General features: G+C 71.2%; 15 protein-coding genes, 1 rRNA gene and 1 riboswitch. Of the genes, 2 read left to right on the forward strand and 14 right to left on the reverse strand.

The window, feature by feature from the left end:
• Window positions 1-120 precede the first annotated feature (120 nt).
• Window positions 121-1,614, reverse strand: coding sequence for a glutamate--cysteine ligase (locus tag AB0399_RS37530; RefSeq protein WP_366414333.1), 1,494 nt, complete (start codon window positions 1,612-1,614; stop codon window positions 121-123).
• Window positions 1,615-2,087: 473 nt separating this feature from the next.
• On the opposite strand from AB0399_RS37530, the gene AB0399_RS37535 reads away from it, so the two are divergent.
• Window positions 2,088-2,675: a hypothetical protein gene (locus tag AB0399_RS37535; RefSeq protein WP_328472506.1), complete on the forward strand. Its 588-nt coding sequence runs from the start codon at window positions 2,088-2,090 to the stop codon at window positions 2,673-2,675.
• 203 nt (window positions 2,676-2,878) lie between these two features.
• On the opposite strand, the gene AB0399_RS37540 is transcribed toward AB0399_RS37535, so the two are convergent.
• Together AB0399_RS37540 and gcvP are read right to left on the reverse strand one after the other, a co-directional pair.
• Window positions 2,879-3,085 carry a DUF5999 family protein gene (locus tag AB0399_RS37540; protein WP_328472503.1) on the reverse strand — a complete coding sequence of 69 codons (207 nt, stop codon included), beginning with the start codon at window positions 3,083-3,085 and terminating at the stop codon, window positions 2,879-2,881.
• Window positions 3,086-3,346: 261 nt separating this feature from the next.
• Entirely contained in the window at window positions 3,347-6,232 is a 2,886-nt protein-coding gene (gene gcvP / locus AB0399_RS37545; RefSeq protein ID WP_329362224.1) for an aminomethyl-transferring glycine dehydrogenase, read from the reverse strand.
• 185 nt (window positions 6,233-6,417) lie between these two features.
• Window positions 6,418-6,529: riboswitch (glycine riboswitch) on the reverse strand.
• 147 nt (window positions 6,530-6,676) lie between these two features.
• Here gcvP and AB0399_RS37550 point away from each other — a divergent pair.
• On the forward strand, window positions 6,677-7,048 hold the full coding sequence (locus AB0399_RS37550; protein WP_329362226.1) for a PRC-barrel domain-containing protein: 372 nt from the start codon (window positions 6,677-6,679) through the stop codon (window positions 7,046-7,048).
• Here the strand turns inward: AB0399_RS37550 and AB0399_RS37555 are convergent.
• The 11 genes from AB0399_RS37555 to rrf all read right to left on the reverse strand — a co-directional run.
• Window positions 6,970-8,514 carry a DNA polymerase IV gene (locus AB0399_RS37555; RefSeq protein WP_366414334.1) on the reverse strand — a complete coding sequence of 515 codons (1,545 nt, stop codon included), beginning with the start codon at window positions 8,512-8,514 and terminating at the stop codon, window positions 6,970-6,972. The two genes, AB0399_RS37550 and AB0399_RS37555, sit on opposite strands and share 79 nt — an antisense overlap.
• A gap of 169 nt (window positions 8,515-8,683) precedes the next feature.
• Window positions 8,684-9,286 (reverse strand): MerR family transcriptional regulator, encoded by a 603-nt coding sequence (locus AB0399_RS37560; protein WP_328472495.1) that lies wholly within the window; start codon window positions 9,284-9,286, stop codon window positions 8,684-8,686.
• Between the two features lie 277 nt (window positions 9,287-9,563).
• Complete coding sequence (locus AB0399_RS37565) at window positions 9,564-10,037, reverse strand: bifunctional nuclease family protein (RefSeq protein WP_328472493.1); 474 nt, start codon at window positions 10,035-10,037, stop codon at window positions 9,564-9,566.
• A 189-nt stretch (window positions 10,038-10,226) separates the two neighbouring features.
• Window positions 10,227-10,973 carry a MerR family transcriptional regulator gene (locus AB0399_RS37570; protein WP_366414335.1) on the reverse strand — a complete coding sequence of 249 codons (747 nt, stop codon included), beginning with the start codon at window positions 10,971-10,973 and terminating at the stop codon, window positions 10,227-10,229.
• A gap of 33 nt (window positions 10,974-11,006) precedes the next feature.
• The gene (locus tag AB0399_RS37575; protein ID WP_329373649.1) at window positions 11,007-11,852 is read right to left on the reverse strand and encodes an FHA domain-containing protein; all 846 of its coding nucleotides are present in this window, start codon (window positions 11,850-11,852) and stop codon (window positions 11,007-11,009) included.
• Between the two features lie 64 nt (window positions 11,853-11,916).
• Window positions 11,917-12,849 (reverse strand): DUF881 domain-containing protein, encoded by a 933-nt coding sequence (locus AB0399_RS37580; RefSeq protein WP_366414336.1) that lies wholly within the window; start codon window positions 12,847-12,849, stop codon window positions 11,917-11,919.
• Window positions 12,850-12,856: 7 nt separating this feature from the next.
• Complete coding sequence (locus tag AB0399_RS37585) at window positions 12,857-13,189, reverse strand: small basic family protein (RefSeq protein ID WP_202237672.1); 333 nt, start codon at window positions 13,187-13,189, stop codon at window positions 12,857-12,859.
• 3 nt (window positions 13,190-13,192) lie between these two features.
• Window positions 13,193-14,128 (reverse strand): DUF881 domain-containing protein, encoded by a 936-nt coding sequence (locus AB0399_RS37590; protein WP_366414337.1) that lies wholly within the window; start codon window positions 14,126-14,128, stop codon window positions 13,193-13,195.
• A gap of 286 nt (window positions 14,129-14,414) precedes the next feature.
• Complete coding sequence (locus AB0399_RS37595; RefSeq protein WP_328472483.1) at window positions 14,415-16,910, reverse strand: mannose-1-phosphate guanyltransferase; 2,496 nt, start codon at window positions 16,908-16,910, stop codon at window positions 14,415-14,417.
• Between the two features lie 23 nt (window positions 16,911-16,933).
• Window positions 16,934-17,542, reverse strand: a complete 609-nt coding sequence (locus tag AB0399_RS37600) for a CDP-alcohol phosphatidyltransferase family protein (RefSeq protein WP_329362237.1) — start codon at window positions 17,540-17,542, stop codon at window positions 16,934-16,936.
• A 155-nt stretch (window positions 17,543-17,697) separates the two neighbouring features.
• Window positions 17,698-17,784 (reverse strand): 5S ribosomal RNA (gene rrf, locus AB0399_RS37605); the annotation flags it as partial.

Below are 17,784 nucleotides of genomic sequence, written 5' to 3' on the forward strand. Positions count from 1 at the left end.
CCACTACGAGGACAACCCTCCGCCTTGCGATCGCACGCACCAGACGCCACGGGCCCCGCCCTTTGGGCGGACGGCGCTACTTCCAAAACACGGCCCGGGCCGTCGGGGGGCCGGCGCGGCTCAGCCGGGCATCGGCCAGGTGTGGACCGGGGCGCCCTCGGTGGACATGGCGCGGTAGCGCTGCGTCATGGCGGCGAGCGCGGCCCGGCGGTCCAGGCCGCGGCCGAGGAAGTGGTGGAAGGCGTCGGCCTGCCAGCGGGCGCCGTTGGTACGGAGCCGGCAGCGCTGTTCGATGATGCCGAGGTAGTGGTCGCGGTCGACGGGGTCGATGCCCCAGCCGTCGAGTCCGGCGGCGGCCAGCGGCAGGAGTTCGTCGCGGATCAGGTCGGCCGCGGCGACCTGGGCGAGCGCGGTGCCGCGCGGGCGCGGCCAGTGCAGCACGGCGTCGATGCCGTCGCGGCAGGCGGCGTCGAAGTTCGCGGCGGCGGCGCCGAACGGCAGCCGCTGCCAGACCGGCCGCGGCGCCTCGGCGAGCGCGCGGACCAGGCCGTAGTAGAACGCCGTGTTGGCGATGACGTCGGCGACGGTGGGCCCGGCCGGCATCACCCGGTTCTCCACCCGCAAGTGCGGCACCCCGTCGACGACCTGGTAGACCGGGCGGTTCCAGCGGTAGATCGTGCCGTTGTGCAGGGCCAGTTCGCGCAGCTGGGGCACCCCGCCCTCGTCGAGCACCCGCAGCGGGTCCTCGTCGTCGCAGATCGGCAGCAGCGGCGGGAAGTAGCGCAGGTTCTCCGCGAACAGGTCGGCCACCGAGTCGATCCACCGCTCGCCGAACCAGGTCAACGGCCGTACGCCCTGGGCCCGCAGCTCCTGCGGGCGGGTGTCGGTGGCCTGCTGGAAGAGCAGCGGGCGGGTCTCGCGCCACAGCTCGCGGCCGAAGAGGAACGGCGAGTTCGCGCCGACCGCCACCTGCGGCGCGGAGACCACCTGGGCGGCGTTCCACGCCGGGGCGAAGCGCTCCGGGGTGACCTGGAGGTGCATCTGCGTGGAGGTGCAGGCCGCCTCGGGCGCGATCGAGGCGGAGGTGTAGACGAGGTGCTCGACGCCTCCGATGTCGAGGGTGATGTCCTCGCCGCGCATGGCGAGAATCCGCTCGTTGAGCAGGGTGTAGCGGTCGGCGCGGGAGAGGTTCGCCGAGACCAGGTCCTGGGCCTGGAGGGTGGGCAGGATTCCCACCATCACGATGCCGGCGCCGACCTCCCCGGCCATCCGGTCGGCGTAGCCGAGCCCGGTGCGCAGTTCCTCGGCGAGCCGGTCGAGCACCCGGCCGGAAAGCGGGTGCGGCGCGATGTTCACTTCAATATTGAACTGGGCCAGCTCGGTCTGGAAATCGCGGCTCGCGATGCGCTCCAGCACCTCTTCGTTCATCATGCGGGGCAGTCCCTCGGAATCCGCGAGATTCAATTCGATCTCCAGACCCATGAGATTGCGCGGCCGGTCGAAGCGCCGCTCCGCCAACAGCCTCTCCAGCCCCACCAGGCACTGCTGGAGCTTGTTCCGATACATCCGCCGGTCGGCCAGGTCGAACGCCCCGGCCACGACCTTCTCCCCCATCGAAGCGTCCCTCCTCGCGCGGTCCTCACCGGAGGATGCCCACCCAAATGATCGATAACGCCCACCGGAGCACGGCGTGCACGCTACGCTTGCCGTAGTGACCGGCAGCGGGCATGTTCCCGCGGCACATTCGGCGCAGGGCTCCCGCGTAAAATCGGGGTGAATACCACCGCACGGTTCCGGCCGACCGTACGGGGCGGAAATCAGCGGCATCCGCCCCCTACCCTGCGGGAATGCCGGCCGGACCCCTCGGGAAGAAGGCGGATAACCGCCTTGCGGGTAATACTGGCAGCGAGTAGATGAAACACGGAGCGAACACACGTCGTATAAACTCCGCGCACGAGGCAGAGTATCCGCCGTCGCCGGGCGAGCTTGAGCAGTAACCCTCACCAGGTACTGACCGCGCCGTCCGCTCCTCGCCCGCACCGCTTTGTGCCCGCACCACGTGTCTCCCAGTGAGAGGCGACAACACCATGCCGCTGCTTGTCCCCCCAGCACCCGCACCAGCCCTGTTGAGCGTCCTGGCGGCGCTCAGTTCTCCCACTGCGGTCCTGGAAGCCCGGACCCCTGCCCTGCGCACCGCGGAAGGGCCGCTGGACGCCGAACACCCCCTGCCGGTCCATGTGTTCGAACCGGCGGCGGTTCCCGGTGGCCTGCCCCACGCGCGGCTGGCCGGCTGGCGGTTCCATATCAGGGCGGGGTCCCGGGTGGCCGCGGCGGGCGAGACCGTGGCGACACCTGACGGCTGGGTGTTCTCGCGCTTCTCCGAAGGCCCCTACCTGGCCTCGACCGAGCGGGCGCTGCGCCAGGCGGAGCCGCTGCCGGCCACCTACCAGCCGCACCTGCTGTCGGTGCCGAGCCTGTACATGATGGCGCTGTGGCTGCACTCGGTGCCGAGGGCCGACGCGGCCACCGCCCAGCCGGACCCGGCCGACCTGGTCATCCCGCTGGCGCCCGCACCGCCGGGGATCGCCTCGCACCGGGTGTACCGGATCGTGGAGCTCGCGCCGCTGCTGAGCGCGTGGCTGGCCCCGCCGCCGCTGGCCGGCTCCCCGGCGTAGGCAGTGCGGGCCGTGCAGGCCGCATAGGGCGCAGAGGCCGTATCCGGCGGCCCGGCATGAGCGAAGCCGGTTCTCCTGGGCACCGAGGCTCAGGGGAACCGGCTGTGTCATGCGCCGGACGGCCGGTCCGACGCCTCGTCGGACAATCCGTGGAACGCCTCGTCGGACGATCCGTGGAACCCTCGGACGCCTCGCCGGGCGGCTCAGGCGGCCGTGGTGACGCGCGTAGCGACCAGCGGCCGGTGCGGTGCGATGATCTGCCCGTCGGGCAGGATCTCGCCGGTGTCCTCGAAGAGCAGCACCCCGTTGCACAGCAGGCTCCAGCCCTGCTCCGGGTGGTGGGCCACGATGAGGGCGGCCTCACGGTCGGCGCTGTCAGCGGTAGGGCACTGCGGCTCGTGCTTGCACATGGTCAATGGTGTCTTTCGCTGCGAGAGGTGAATGGTGCGGTCGGTCGCGTCGCCTGCCTGGTTCATCTCGGTCCCCCGTTCTCGCGCGGCCGGTCCCAGTCTTGCTCCCCGGACGGCATTCCGCAGGTATTTCACGTTCGCGCTACTCATTGGTGCAAGACGCGCCATCCACTCGGCCGGTTGCGGACACACGGCGGCGCCTCCCGGCCGTTTCCCGGTCGGGAGGCGCCGCCGCCCCGCCTGCGCGTCGCCGCGCGCCGATCAGCTCTCGTACGCGTCCAGCGGCGGGCAGGAGCAGACCAGGTTGCGGTCGCCGAACGCCCCGTCGATCCGGCGTACCGGCGGCCAGTACTTGTCCGCGGGATGCACGCCGGCCGGGAAGACGGCCTCCTCACGGCTGTACGGGTGGCTCCAGTCGCCGCTGAGCGCGGCCGCGGTGTGCGGGGCCGAGCGCAGCGGGTTGTCGTCGGCGGGCCACGCGCCGGAGCCGACCCGGTCGATCTCGGCGCGGATCGCGATCATCGCCTCGCAGAACCGGTCCAGTTCGGCGAGGTCCTCGCTCTCGGTGGGCTCGATCATCAGGGTGCCGGCCACCGGGAAGGACATCGTCGGCGCGTGGAAGCCGTAGTCGATCAGCCGCTTGGCGACGTCGTCGACGCTGACACCGGTGTCCTTGGTCAGCGGCCGCAGGTCGATGATGCACTCGTGCGCGACCAGGCCGCCGGGGCCGGTGTAGAGCACCGGGTAGTGCGGCTCCAGCCGCTTGGCGACGTAGTTGGCGCTCAGCACGGCGATCTGGCTGGCCTGCTTCAGCCCCTCGCCACCCATCAGCCGGACGTAGGTCCAGGAGATCGGGAGAATCCCCGCCGAGCCCCAGGGCGCGGCCGAGACCGGGCCGACACCGGTGGCGGGGCCGGCCTCGGGCTGGAGCGGGTGGTTGGGCAGGTGCGGGGCCAGGTGGGCGCGGACCGCGACCGGGCCGACGCCGGGGCCGCCGCCGCCGTGCGGGATGCAGAACGTCTTGTGCAGGTTCAGGTGGGACACGTCGGCGCCGAACCGGCCCGGGCGGGCCAGGCCGACCAGCGCGTTGAGGTTGGCACCGTCGACGTAGACCTGGCCACCGGCGTCGTGCACGGCCGCGCAGACGTCGGTGATGTGCTCCTCGAACACGCCGTGCGTGGAGGGGTAGGTGACCATCAGCACGGCGAGCCGGTCGCGGTACTGCTCGATCTTCGCGCGCAGGTCGGCGACGTCGACGTCGCCGTCCTGGCTGGTCTTCACCACGACCACGGTCATCCCGGCCATCACCGCGCTGGCGGCGTTGGTGCCGTGCGCGGAGGACGGGATCAGGCAGACCGTACGGTCCAGGTCGCCGTTGGCCCGGTGGTAGGCGCGGACCGCGAGCAGGCCGGCCAGTTCGCCCTGTGACCCGGCGTTGGGCTGGAGGCTGACCTTGTCGTAGCCGGTGATCTCGGCGAGCTGGTCCTCCAGGCCGTGGATCAGGCTGAGGTAGCCCTCGGCCTGGTCGGCGGGCGCGAAGGGGTGCAGGGCGCCGAACTCCGGCCAGGTGACCGGCTCCATCTCGGTGGTCGCGTTGAGCTTCATGGTGCACGAGCCCAGCGGGATCATGCCGCGGTCCAGGGCGTAGTCGCGGTCGGCGAGCCGGCGCAGGTAGCGCAGCATCGAGGTCTCGCTGCGGTGCTGGTGGAAGACCGGGTGGGTGAGGTAGTCGTCGGTGCGCAGCAGGGCGTCGGGCAGAGCGTCGGGGGCGGCGGCGTCGAGCGCGTCGATGTCGCCGGTGGCGCCGAAGGCGGCGAGCACCGAGCTGAGCGCGGCGCGGTCGGTGGTCTCGTCGCAGGCGATGCCGACGTGGTCGGCGTCGGTCAGCCGCAGGTTGACGCCGGCGGCGCGCGCGGCGGCCACGACCTCGGCGGCCCGGCCGGGCACGTGGGCGGTCAGCGTGTCGAAGTACGCGTCCTCGACGAGCTCGACGCCGGCCGCGCGCAGGCCCGCGGCGAGCACCGCGGCGTAGCGGTGGGTGCGGCGCGCGATGGCGGCCAGCCCGTCGGGCCCGTGGTAGACGGCGTACATGCCGGCCATCACGGCGAGCAGCACCTGGGCGGTGCAGATGTTGCTGGTGGCCTTCTCCCGGCGGATGTGCTGCTCGCGGGTCTGGAGCGCCAGCCGGAAGGCGGTGTCGCCGTCGGCGTCGACCGAGACGCCGACGAGCCGGCCGGGCAGGTTGCGGGCGTAGGAGTCGCGGACGGCCATGTAGCCGGCGTGCGGGCCGCCGAAGGCCATCGGGACGCCGAACCGCTGGGTGGTGCCGACCGCGATGTCCGCGCCGAGGTCGCCGGGCGAGGTGAGCAGGGTGAGCGCGAGCAGGTCGGCGGCCACGGTGACGATCGCGCCGAGGTCGTGCGCCTGCTCGATGACCGGCCGCAGGTCGCGGACGGCGCCCGAGGCGCCGGGGTACTGCAGCAGCACGCCGGTGACGCCGCGCTCGGCGACGTCGGCGGGGATGCCGGCCGACAGGTCGGCGGTGACGACCTCGACGCCGGTCGGTTCGGCGCGGGTCCGGATCACCGCGAGGGTCTGCGGGAAGGTGTCGGCGTCGACCAGGAAGACGCCGTTCTTGACCTTGCCGACCCGGCGGGACAGCGCCATCGCCTCGGCGGCCGCGGTGCCCTCGTCCAGCAGGGAGGCCCCGGAGGTGGGCAGGCCGGTGAGGTCGGCGACGACGGTCTGGAAGTTCAGCAGCGCTTCGAGCCGGCCCTGGGAGATCTCCGGCTGGTACGGGGTGTAGGCGGTGTACCAGGCCGGGTTCTCCAGCACGTTGCGCAGGATGACCGGCGGGGTGAAGGTGCCGTAGTAGCCCAGGCCGATCATCGGCGTGAGCACCTGGTTGCGGTCGGCGAGCGCGCGCAGCTCGGCGAGCGCCTCGGCCTCCGTGACGGCGGCGGGCAGACCGAGCGCCTCGGTGCTCTTGATGGTCTCGGGTACGGCGGCGCCCGTCAGTTCGTCCAGCGAGCCGTAGCCGACCTGGGCGAGCATCTTGGCCTGCGCCTCGGCGTCGGGGCCGATGTGGCGGCGGGCGAACGGCCGGCCGGCTTCCAGCTCGGCGAGGGAATTGCGGCGGTCACTCATCTTCGGGGGCCTCCTGGTCTGCAACGACCTTCGGGGGTGCCGCCAAGGCACCCGTACGGCCTCCCCCTCTGTCATCAGAACCTGAGAGCTTCACCGCCCCGGCCCACAGGGCGGCTTTCACCGTCGGTGAGGACGCGCCCGGCGGCCGCGCTGCTTCCGGGACAGGTCCTGCTTTCCAGAGTGACCTCACCCGAGCGGTACGGATGCCTGAGAGATTCCGGGGAGGATTTGCTCCTTCGGCGCCTTCCGCCACCCGCCACCAGACGGGTTCTTGGAGGACTCTCCCGCACGGGGTCAACGGCCTTCTGCCAGCCTACCAGCGTGATCCGAACACGGATCGGAACAGGTGCCGAGTCGACACCGCCCCTGTTGTGGCTTTGGGTAGGAGTCAGCAGCCGTCGTACGACGGCGGGCCTGGGGTTGGTTGGACTCGTTGGAGGGACCGTGCAGACCGACATCGATCCGCGCAGCCTGATCGGCCGCCGCGCCTTCGACCGTGACGGGACGAGGATCGGCACGGTGGACGAGGTCTACCTCGACGACGCGACCGGCACGCCGGAATGGGCGGCGGTGCGCACCGGCCTGTTCACCCGGGACGCCTTCGTGCCGCTCGGCCCGAGCGAGCTGGACGGCGACAAGCTGCGGGTGCCGTACGAGAAGGCGCTGATCAAGGACGCGCCGGACTTCGGCGTGGGCCGGCACCTCTCGCCCGAGCAGGAGTTGCAGCTCTACCACCACTACGGCATGGACGTGCCGCGGTCGGGGGCGGAGCCGGCGCCTTCCGGGGACTTCGGCGAGCTGGCCGACGACGACTGAGCCGGATCGGCGGGCGGGTCGCTGGCCGCGTCCGCGGGCGGGACCGCCGGCGGGTCTGCCGGCAAGCCAGCGTCCGGACCTGCGGGCGGACCGGCCGGCGGCGGGTCGTCCGGGTCCGCGGGCATCCGCTGGGCGGCCAGGGGCAGCGGATCGCTGGAACTGAGTTCCGGATCGTCCACGGGGAAGGTGCGCACCCGGCCCGGCACGGCGTCCGAGGGCACCTCGAAGCGCACGGTCACCCGGCCGACCCCGCTGCCCTGCACCCACCCGGCACCGTACGTGGCGTGGGTGACGTCATGGCCCGGCAGCCAGCGGTTCGCCCGCTCGGGGGCCGGCGGGGGGCTGCTGGGCAGCGGCGGCGGGGCGTCGTCCTCCGCCGAGTCGCCGTTCAGCGCCCGCTCGCCCGCGGCCTGGGCGAACAGGTCCTCCTGGGTGAAGTCGGCGAGCCCGGCGACGCCCACCCCGAGCAGCCGTACGCCACCGGTGGTGTCGACGGCCTCGGCGAGCCGGCGGGCGGTCTCGCGCACCACGGCCGGGTCGTCGGTGGGGGCGCGCAGCGTCTCGGAGCGGGTGAGCGTGGAGAAGTCGTACCGCCGGACCTTCACCACGACGGTGCGCCCCGAGCGGCCCGCGCCGCGCAGCCGCTGCACGCAGCGCTCGGCGAGCCGGTCGATCTCGTACCGCACATGGGCGCGGTCGGTCAGGTCGCTGTCGAAGGTGTCCTCGACCGAGATGGACTTGACGTCGCGGTCGGCGACCACCGGGCGGTTGTCGACACCGGCGGCCATCGCGTGCAGGCCCGCGCCATGCGCCTTGCCGAGCAGCCGGACCAGCTCCCCCTCGCCGGCCTGGGCGATCTCGGCGACGGTGAGGATGCCGGCCCTGCGCAGATGCTCGGCCGTGGCGGGTCCGACCCCCGGCAGGGTGCGCACCGGCATCGGGTCGAGCAGCGCCTGCTCGGTGCCGGGCTCGACCACCACCAGGCCGTCGGGCTTGGCCTTCTCCGAGGCGATCTTGGCGAGCAGCTTGGAGCCGGCCAGCCCGACGGAGGCGGTCAGGCCGGTGGCAGCCTTGATGTCGGCGCGCAGGCCCCGGGCCACCGCCCGCGGGTCGTCGGCGTGCTCACCGGCTTCCAGGTCGACGAATGCCTCGTCGACGCTCAGCGGCTCTATCAACGGTGACGCCTCGCGGAGCAACGCCATCACGATCTCGCTGACCTGCCGGTAGATGCCGAACCTCGGCGCGAGATACGCCGCGTTGGGGGCGAGCCGGCGGGCGTGCGCCATCGCCATGGCGGAGTGGACGCCGTGCACGCGCGCCTCGTAGGACGCGGTCGACACCACGCCGCGGGGTCCGAGGCCGCCGACCACCACCGGCTTGCCCCGCAGGCTCGGCTTGGACGCCTGCTCGACCGCGGCGAAGAACGCGTCCATGTCCAGGTGGAGGATCGTCGGCGCACTTCTCACACGTCCAAGCGTCCCGCATCCCACCGACATCGGCCGTACATGTGTACGGCGACGGCGGGTCGCAGCCGCGGCCCGGCGGCGGAGCGAGCCACCGCACAGCGCCGCGCGGCTTGGCACCGCATCACACGACACGCGATGCGCGATGCGCGCGAAGTGCGCCGGGCCGCGCTCAGACCGCCTTGTTGCGGCGCCGGGCCAGTTCGTCGGCCGGGTTGTGGCCGACCAGGGTCTCGCCGGTGTCCACACGCTCGCCGTGCATCTCGGACAGCGCGGTCTCCACGTCGCGCCAGACCACGCCGACCGCGATGCCGAAGATGCCCTGGCCGCCCTGGAGCAGCTGGACCACTTCGTCGGGCGAGGTGCATTCGTAGACGGTGGCGCCGTCGCTCATCAGCGTCATCCGGGCCAGCTCGCCCGGGCCGACCGAGCGCAGGTGCTGGACGGCGGTGCGGATGTTCTGCAGGGAGACGCCGGTGTCGAGCAGCCGCTTGACGATCTTGAGCACCACGACGTCGGAGAATCCGTACAGCCGCTGGGTGCCCGAGCCGTACGCGGGTCGCACGCTCGGCTCGACCAGGCCGGTCCTGGCCCAGTAGTCGAGCTGGCGGTAGGTGATGCCGGTCGCGGCGCAGGCCGCCGGACCCCGGTAGCCGATCTGCTCGGACGGCGTCTCGGCAGGTGGGCCGCCGTCGGCACCCACCGCGGCCGGGGCGAGCGCCCCTCGGGCCGGATACGGGCCGCCGGTCGCCAAACCGTCGCCGGTACTTCTCACGACGCCCTCCGTCCCTTCGCGTCCGCTGGCCGCGCGCACGTGCCACCGGACTTTCCCTCCTGACGGTAGGCAGTCGTCACACGTGCGTCAACGATCGCCACGCTCGGCACGCCGAGTGAAATTCACCCCAGGAGTGGTTTGATCCGATCGCAGAGCGGGAACGGAATTCCGAATGGCCATATGGCGGCAACATTGCCCCGCCAACTCCCGATCGGGGGCAGGCCGGGACACTCCGCCCGGAACGGCTCCGACGGCCTTTCCGGGCGTTTCCGGCCGGCTACTGGTTGCTGGTCCCGAAGTCCTCGGGCGAGATCTGGTCGAGGAACTCGCGGAACTTCTCCACTTCGTCCTCCTGCTCGTCCGGGATCGCGATCCCCGCGTCGTCCAGCACACCGTCGCTGCCGTAGATCGGCGTCCCGGTGCGCAGCGCGAGCGCTATGGCGTCGGACGGGCGGGCACTGACCTCGACCCCGCCGGCGAAGACCAGCTCCGCGTAGAACACGCCTTCCCTCATGTCGGTGATACGCACCTCCGTCAGCGTCTGTCCCACCGCCTCGAGCACGTCCTTGAAGAGGTCGTGAGTCAGCGGTCGCGCAGGCGTCATGCCCTGCTGCGCGAAGGCGATGGCCGTCGCCTCTCCCGGCCCGATCCAGATGGGCAGGTACCGGTCGCCTCCCACTTCACGCAGGAGCACGATCGGTTGGTTGGAGGGCATTTCGACCCGGACACCCACAACGTCGAGCTCGTTCACACAGCAACCCTAGGCCGTGCCCGCCGGGTTTGGGTAGTCGGGCAGCCGCCAGGTGCCGCCACGCGGCTCACCGGGGAGGGCCGCAAAGGGCCGGACAACCCCGCGGATGCCGCTCCCGGCAGCGGTTCCGGCCACAATCCGGCCGAATTCCGGCGGTGATCCGGACGCCGGATTCCGCCGGATTCGATGTCAGTCCAGCCGGACCCGCAGCGCGGACTGCAGCATCGCCGCGTGCAACCGCACCGACAGCGTGGCCAGCTCCCGCGCGGTGGCCTCGGCGTGTATCCGCGTCTGCGGGTTGCGGTGCCGGCGCAGCGGCGCCACCACCTGCTCGACCAGGCCGGCCTCCCGGTCGGCGGCCGCCTTCACCGCGCGCAGATGGCGCGGCTCGAGACCGAACCGGCCGAGGTCCACGATCAGCCGGCCGAGGCTCACCGCGTCGGCCTCGTAGCCGCCGTCCGCGTCGGCCTCCACCAGGCCGTACGACTCCCACTGCGCGAGAGCGTCGCTGTCGGCCCCGGTGGCGGCCAGCAGCTCGTCCCGGCCGATCCGCATCCGCGCGGGCTCCTCGGGCTCCAGGGAGCCGTCCAGCGCCTCACGGGACTCGCCGGGGCGGGGCAGCGCGACCGGCTCGCCCCGGTCCATGGCGTCCAGGTGCTCGCGGATCACCCGCAGAGGCAGGTAGTGGTCACGCTGCACCCGCAGGACGTACGCGAGCCGGTCGACGTCGGCCGCACCGAACTTCCGGTACCCCGAGGGGGTGCGCTGCGGCTCCACCAGCCCCTCCGCCTCCAGGAAGCGGATCTTGGAGATGGTGACCTCGGGGAACTCGTCCCGCAGCCGGGACAGCACCGCGCCGATGCTCAGCAGGGCGCCGTCCCCTCCGGCGGAGACGATGGCGGTGCCGTCACCGGCACCGCCCGACGTTCGCGGCATGCACACCTTCCCTGGGACCAGGCGGCGGGAGGGTCAGACGCCCGCCTGGCTCGCGTAGAAGACCAGTCGGTACTTGCCGATCTGCACCTCGTCGCCATTGGACAGCTGCACCGCGTCGATCCGCTCCCGGTTGACGTAGGTGCCGTTGAGGCTGCCCACGTCGGAGACGGTGAACACGCCGTCGGCGCCGCGCCGGAACTCGACATGGCGGCGGGAGACGGTCACGTCGTCCAGGAAGATGTCGCTCTGCGGATGCCGGCCGGCGGTGGTCAGCTCGCCGTCCAGCAGGAAGCGGCTGCCGGAGTTCGGCCCCCGCCGCACCACCAGCAGTGCCGACCCCGGGGGCAGCGCGGCCACCGCGGCCTGCGCCTCCGGGGAGAGCGACGGCATCGGGGTCTGACCGGTCGCCTCGGCTTCGTACGCCTCGATGCTGGAGATCGAGATGGTCGAAGTGGTCTCCGAGGGGCGCTCGAAGGGCGCGCCTCCCTGCGTCCCGCGCAACGGCGCGCCGCAGTTGTTGCAGAAGCGACTCGCCTCCGCGTTCCGGTGCCCGCACCTGCCGCAGACCAGCACGCCGTGCTCACCACCCGTGTCCGAGGCCGACGGTTCCCCGAAACCTATGCGGGGGGCCGAACCGTGGTCAACAGGCGCCACGCCGGGCGCGCCCGGAATCTCGCCGCCTTGCTGCGGCGACTCCGCGCGGAACAGCGGACGCTCGGCCCCCTGGCCGGCGTCCCGCGCATCCTCCGCCCCGCTCCGCGGCGCGCGGTGGCGTGCCGTGGCCGGGTCGCCCGACTGGCGGGCGCTCTTGCCGAACAACTTCCCAAACAACTTCACGGGCGATTCCCCTTGAAAGAAGCAGACCCGCCCGTGGGGCAGGACGAACTCTCACTACTCACAGTTTCCACCACTCAGCACCCGGCCAGGTCCCCGACCCCCCGCCTCATTGGGATGACCGAGCGTAGTCAGGCTGCTTCGACGGCCGCAAGGCGTCCACGACGATCTTCTGCGACCTGACCACGCCGGCACTCGCCTGCTCCTTCTCCAACGTCTGCACCACCCCGCCGGGGATGTTCAACGCGGGCTCCAGATCGGGCGGGTTGCCGATGACTTTGAAGACGTACGGTTGGGCCAATCGGTGCCCGTCAACGAGCACGGAGTTGGCTCCGTCAGTGAAATAAGTGTCGCTGACGACGCGCACGTTGTTGACCTGGATCGCCTCGGCGCCCGCCGCGCGCAGCTCCTGGACGGTGTCCAGCAGCGAGTCCGCCGCGACCTGGCCGTGCGGGTCCTTGACCGTCAACGTGATCCCCGGGCCCTGGGCGGCCACCGTGCCGGACAGCACGCCGAGTTGCCGGGCCTTCTCCTGCGTCTGCTTGAGCGCCTCCGCGGCCTGGTCCGAACTGGTCTCCAACTCGCTGCGCTGGTTCTCCAGGCCGTGTTTCTCGTCCTGGAGCCGCTGGCCGCGGTTGTCCAGTTCGGTGAGGATACGGACCAGGTCCTCCTGACGCGCCCCGCGCAACGTGTTGTTGTCGTCACTGGTGGTGCGCACCTGGATGGCCAGGCCGAGGCCCAGCACGAACAGCAGTACCGCGACGATGAGTTGCGCGCGGGTCAGCCGCGGCGGCCACACTCCGGCCACCAGCCGCTGCCGCCCGGTCCGCGGTGCGGTCGCGGGCTCCGAGCCGTCCTCGTGCTCCTGCGCGGGCGCGGAGCCGTCGTCGTGCGCGCGCTCCGGATCACGCTCGGGTCGGTGATCACGCTCGGGCTCGGGTGCGTGCTCGGGCCCGGGTGCGTGCTCGGGTGCGTGCTCGTCGTGGCGCCCACGCTCGTGCCCGTGCTCGGGCTCATGCCGGTGCTTGTGCTCGTTGCTCATCCGTTCGTCACGCCCGGAACACGTGACGGCGGATGGCGGCGGCGTTGGAGAAGATCCGGATACCGAGGACGACCACCACGCCGGTGGACAACTGCGCGCCGACGCCGAGCTTGTCGCCCAGGAAGACGATCAACGCGGCCACCACCACGTTGGACAGGAAGGAGACCACGAAGACCTTGTCGTCGAAGATCCCGTCGAGCATGGCCCGCAGCCCGCCGAAGACGGCGTCGAGCGCGGCCACGACGGCGATAGGCAGATACGGCTCGACGCCCGAGGGCACCACCGGGCGCACCACGAGTCCGACCACGACCCCCACGACGAGGCCAAGTACGGCGATCACTTCTCAACCCTTCCCGTTCGACGGCGTCTTCGGTGGCGTCGTGGGCACGTCGGGTGTGGCGTACCGCAGGATCAGCGAGGGCGCGGCGGGCAGTCGGAGATCGCTCTGCACGCCGATGCTCGACCTGATGCCGTAGTTCGTCACCAACACGTGCAGGTACTCCCCGTCGGCGCTGTTCTGGAATGCCGTGCTCAACCGCTTCCCGTCCCCGATCGCCAGCACCGTGTACGGCGGCACCAGCGGCTTGTTGTCGACCAGTATGGCGTCCCCCGCGGCCCGGATCGCCGACAGCGCCGTCAGCCGCTCGCCGTTGACCGAGATCGCCTCGGCGCCGGAGGCCCACAGACCGTTCACCACTTGCTGCATGTCGCGGTCGCGGACCCGCCCGGTGTCGGAGAAGCCACTGCTCTCCCGCGGGCCGCCAGTGCCCCCTTCAGAGGCTTCCTTGGCGTCATTGACGACCAGCTTGACCCCCGGGCCGCGCACCGGTGTGGCGGCGGCGAGCAGTTCGACGAGGCGATCGCCGTCTCCACCGGACTGCTTGAGCGCGGCCTGCTGCTCCGCGGAGACGGTGTCCCGCAGCGAGTCGACGTTCTTCTGCAGGGCGTCGGCGCTCTTGGTCTCGGTCTGGATACGGTCGATGAGGTTCTGCCGCTCCTTGGCCACGGTGGGCGCCGAGACCCGCGCCTGGGCCGCACCGAGCGTCACCACGAGCGCGGCGAGCACCAGCCCGGCCGCCAGCCCCAACTTGCCGCCCAGCGCCTTCGGCAGCCGCGAGGTGCCGACCTGCCCGCGCCGGGCCGCGGCCTCCGCGTAACCGTCGTCGAGGCTGTGCTCCATGATGTTCGTCAGCAGCGACATGGACGCGTCCAGGCGTCGCGGAGCGGCCCCGGGCGCGGGGCTGCTCCGTTCGGGTGGCTGCTGCGGCATGCCGCACATCGTCGCACGTCGGGACGCCCGCTCCCGAACGGGCCCCTCCCGACGCGCGGTTCGCCCGGTGCGACCGATTCCGGCGGGTAGCACGGCGGATTCTGTCGGAGACCGATCGTTTGCCGACCGGTCGCCGACCGACACTTGATCGGTCGGCGACCGGTCGGTGGTCGGTCCACGACCGGTCGTTGTCCGGCCGGCAACCGGCGAACGGCGGTCCGGCCGCGGCCGGGCCGCCGTTCAGCGGTGGATCGACGAAACGACGAGTCGACGAATCCACCCGGCCGCGCGCGGATCAGCGGCCGGCGCTCTCCACCACCTCGGACCACTCGTCCAGCAGTGCCTGCGCGGAGGCGTCGTCGGGACCCTCGGCCCACAGGTGCGTGACGGCCTCGGCGGGGTCGGGCAGCACCATCACCCACCGGCCGTCGGACTCCACCACCCGCACACCGTCGGTGGTGTCCACCGACCGGTCGCCGGCCTCCTCGACCACCCGGCGCATCACCGAGCCCTTCACCGCCCACGGCGTCGGCACATCCCGCTTCAGCACATGCGCCTTGGGGATACGGGCGTCGATCTGGCTCAGCGTGAGCTGCGTCCTGGCGACCAGGCCGATCAGCCGTACGAACGCCGCCGAACCGTCGAAGACGCTGCTGAACTCGGGCACGATGTAGCCGCCGCGCCCGTCGCCGCCGAAGATCGTGCCCTCTTCCCGGCCGACCCTGGTCAGGTCGTCCGGCGACGTGGTCGTCCACGTCACCTGGGTGCCGTGGTACGCGGCGACCTGCTCGCCGATCCGGGTCGTGGTCACCGGCAGCGCCACCCGGCCGCTGCGCCGCTCCGCCGCGACGAGGTCGAGCAGCACCAGCAGCGCCCGGTCGTCCTCCACGATCCGGCCCCGCTCGTCGACCAGCGACATCCGCTCGCCGACCGGGTCGAACCGCACCCCGAACGCGGCCCGCGCCGAGGAGACGATCTCGCCGAGCCGGACCAGCCCGGCCCGGCGGCTCTGCTCGGTCTCGGTCGGCCGCGCCTCGTCGAGACCGGGGTTGATGGTCAGCGCGTCCACGCCCAGCCGGCCGAGCAGGCTCGGCAGCACCAGGCCCGCGCTGCCGTTGGCCGCGTCCACCACGACCTTCAGCCCGGCGTCGGCGATCCCGGTGATGTCCACGGCCCGCAGCAGCGCGCCGGTGTACGAGTCGAAGACCGTCGCGGGGAAGGTCAGGTCACCGATCTCGCCCGGGAACGCCCTGCGGTACTCCTGACGCGAGAACACCCGGTCGAGCTTGCGCTGCCCCGCCCCGGACAGGTCGGCGCCGCGCTCGTCGAAGAACATGATGTCCAGCGAGTCAGGCCGCCCCGGACTGGTCCTGATCATGATGCCGCCCGCGCTGCCGCGCGCGGTCTGCTGCCGGGCCACCGGCATCGGTACGTTCTCCAGATCGCGGACGTCGATCGCGCTGGCCTGGAGCGCCGAGATCACCGCCCGCTTCAGCGCGCGAGCGCCACGGGAGTGGTCGCGCGCCGTGGTGACCGTCGCGCCCTTCTTCAGCGTCGTCGCGTACGCGCCCGCGAGTCGTACCGCCAGCTCCGGGGTGATCTCCACGTTCAGGATGCCGGAGACGCCGCGGGCGCCGAACAGGTGCGCCTGGCCGCGGGACTCCCAGATCACCGAGGTGTTGACGAACGCACCGGCCTCGACGGTCTTGAACGGGTACACCCGGACGGTGCCCGCGATGATCGACTCTTCGCCGATCAGGCACTCGTCGCCGATGACCGCGCCCTCGTCGATCCGGGCGGCGCGCATCACGTCGGTGTTCTTCCCGATGACGCAGCCGCGCAGGTTCGTCTGCGGACCGACGTACACGTTGTCCGCGATCACCGCCTTGTGCAGGAACGCCCCGGTCTTCACCACGACGTTGGAGCCGATGACGCTGTGCTCGCGGATCTCCGCGCCGGCCTCCACCTTCGCGTAGTCGCCGATGTAGAGCGGTCCGCGCAGTATCGCGTCGGGGTGGACCTCCGCGCCTTCGGCGACCCACACGCCGGGCGAGATCTCGAAGCCGTCGATGTCGACGTCGACCTTGCCCTCCAGGACGTCCGCCTGGGCCTTCACGTAGCTCTCGTGCGTGCCGACGTCCTCCCAGTAACCCTCGGCGACAAAGCCGTAGACCGGCTTTCCCTCCTTCATGAGTTGCGGGAAGACATCGCCCGACCAGTCGACGGACACGTCGGCCTCGACGTAGTCGAACACCTCCGGCTCCATCACGTAGATGCCGGTGTTCACGGTGTCGGAGAAGACCTGGCCCCAGGTCGGCTTCTCCAGGAAGCGCTCGACCTTGCCATCGTCGTCGATGATGGTGATTCCGAACTCCAGCGGGTTCGGCACCCGGGTCAGGCACACCGTGACCAGTGCGCCCTTCTCCTTGTGGAACTCGATGAGCTCGGTCAGATCGAAGTCCGTGAGCGCGTCGCCCGAGATCACCAGGAAGGCGTCGTCCTTGAGCGCCTCCTCCGCGTTCTTGACGCTGCCCGCCGTCCCCAACGGTTTTTCCTCGTTGGCGTAGGAAAGCTCCATGCCCATTTCCTCGCCGTCCCCGAAGTAATTCTTCACGAGGGACGCGAGGAACTGCACCGTGACCACTGTCTCGGTGAGGCCATGTCGCTTGAGCAGATTGAGAACGTGCTGCATGATGGGGCGATTCACCACCGGCAGCAGCGGTTTCGGCATGCTCGATGTCATTGGGCGAAGGCGTGTGCCCTCGCCGCCGGCCATTACAACCGCCTTCATGTCGGAAACGTCCTCCTCTTGACTCAGCCAGCCGTGGCGTCCGCCCTGACAAGTCGCCGGACCTGCACCACATAGAGGAACCCTGCCCACCAGTACAGGGTTGTACCCCAACCCGCGAACGCCCAGCCGAAAACAGTCGCCAGGTTCGCGAGCCATCCGCTCCCGTCGCTCAACAGCAGCAGCGGAAAGGCGTACATGAGGTTGAAGGTAGCCGCTTTCCCGATGAAGTTCACCTGGGGTGGGCCGTAGCGGTGCCTCCGCAGAATCAGCAGCATCACCGCCATCATGACCTCACGGGCCAGCAGCAGCACGGTGATCCACAGCGGCAGGATGCCGCGCCAGGTCAGGCCCACCAGGGTGGTCAGCACATACAGCCGGTCCGCGGCCGGGTCCAGCACCCGCCCCAGCTCGCTGATCTGATTCCAGCGCCGGGCCAGCTTGCCGTCCAGGTAGTCGCTCACGCCGCTGAAGGCGAGCACCAGCAGAGCCCAGCCGTCGACCTTCGGCCCGCCGAACTCGGGCCACAGAATCAGCCACAGGAACACCGGAACGCCGACCAGGCGCGCCATACTCAGGATGTTGGGGATCGTGAAGATCCGATCCGTTTGCACCCGTGTCTCCTGGACCTCCACCGGGGCCCCTCCTGCTGTATGTGCGTGTACGTGTGTGCCGGCCCGCGCCGGCGGACCGTTGTACGTGCGGACGTTGCGGGCCGACTCTACCCCAGGCACACAAATGGCAAAGGCCCGGCCTCGGATACATGATCCGAGGCCGGGCCCCAATATTTGTTCGGCGGTGTCCTACTCTCCCACAGGGTCCCCCCTGCAGTACCATCGGCGCTGAAAGGCTTAGCTTCCGGGTTCGGAATGTAACC

Origin of the sequence: Streptomyces sp. NPDC088194, from assembly GCF_040702025.1 — a bacterium.
GTDB lineage: Bacteria > Actinomycetota > Actinomycetes > Streptomycetales > Streptomycetaceae > Actinacidiphila.

What these genes read in the sequence shown, in the direction of transcription:
- gcvP (WP_329362224.1), bottom strand. Translation starts at nt 6,232, where the DNA reads ATGAGTGACCGCCGCAATTCCCTCGCCGAGCTGGAAGCCGGCCGGCCG.
- AB0399_RS37590 (WP_366414337.1), bottom strand. Translation starts at nt 14,128, where the DNA reads ATGTGCGGCATGCCGCAGCAGCCACCCGAACGGAGCAGCCCCGCGCCC.
- AB0399_RS37535 (WP_328472506.1), top strand. Translation starts at nt 2,088, where the DNA reads ATGCCGCTGCTTGTCCCCCCAGCACCCGCACCAGCCCTGTTGAGCGTC.
- AB0399_RS37540 (WP_328472503.1), bottom strand. Translation starts at nt 3,085, where the DNA reads ATGTGCAAGCACGAGCCGCAGTGCCCTACCGCTGACAGCGCCGACCGT.
- AB0399_RS37580 (WP_366414336.1), bottom strand. Translation starts at nt 12,849, where the DNA reads ATGAGCAACGAGCACAAGCACCGGCATGAGCCCGAGCACGGGCACGAG.
- AB0399_RS37570 (WP_366414335.1), bottom strand. Translation starts at nt 10,973, where the DNA reads ATGCCGCGAACGTCGGGCGGTGCCGGTGACGGCACCGCCATCGTCTCC.
- AB0399_RS37595 (WP_328472483.1), bottom strand. Translation starts at nt 16,910, where the DNA reads ATGAAGGCGGTTGTAATGGCCGGCGGCGAGGGCACACGCCTTCGCCCA.
- AB0399_RS37530 (WP_366414333.1), bottom strand. Translation starts at nt 1,614, where the DNA reads ATGGGGGAGAAGGTCGTGGCCGGGGCGTTCGACCTGGCCGACCGGCGG.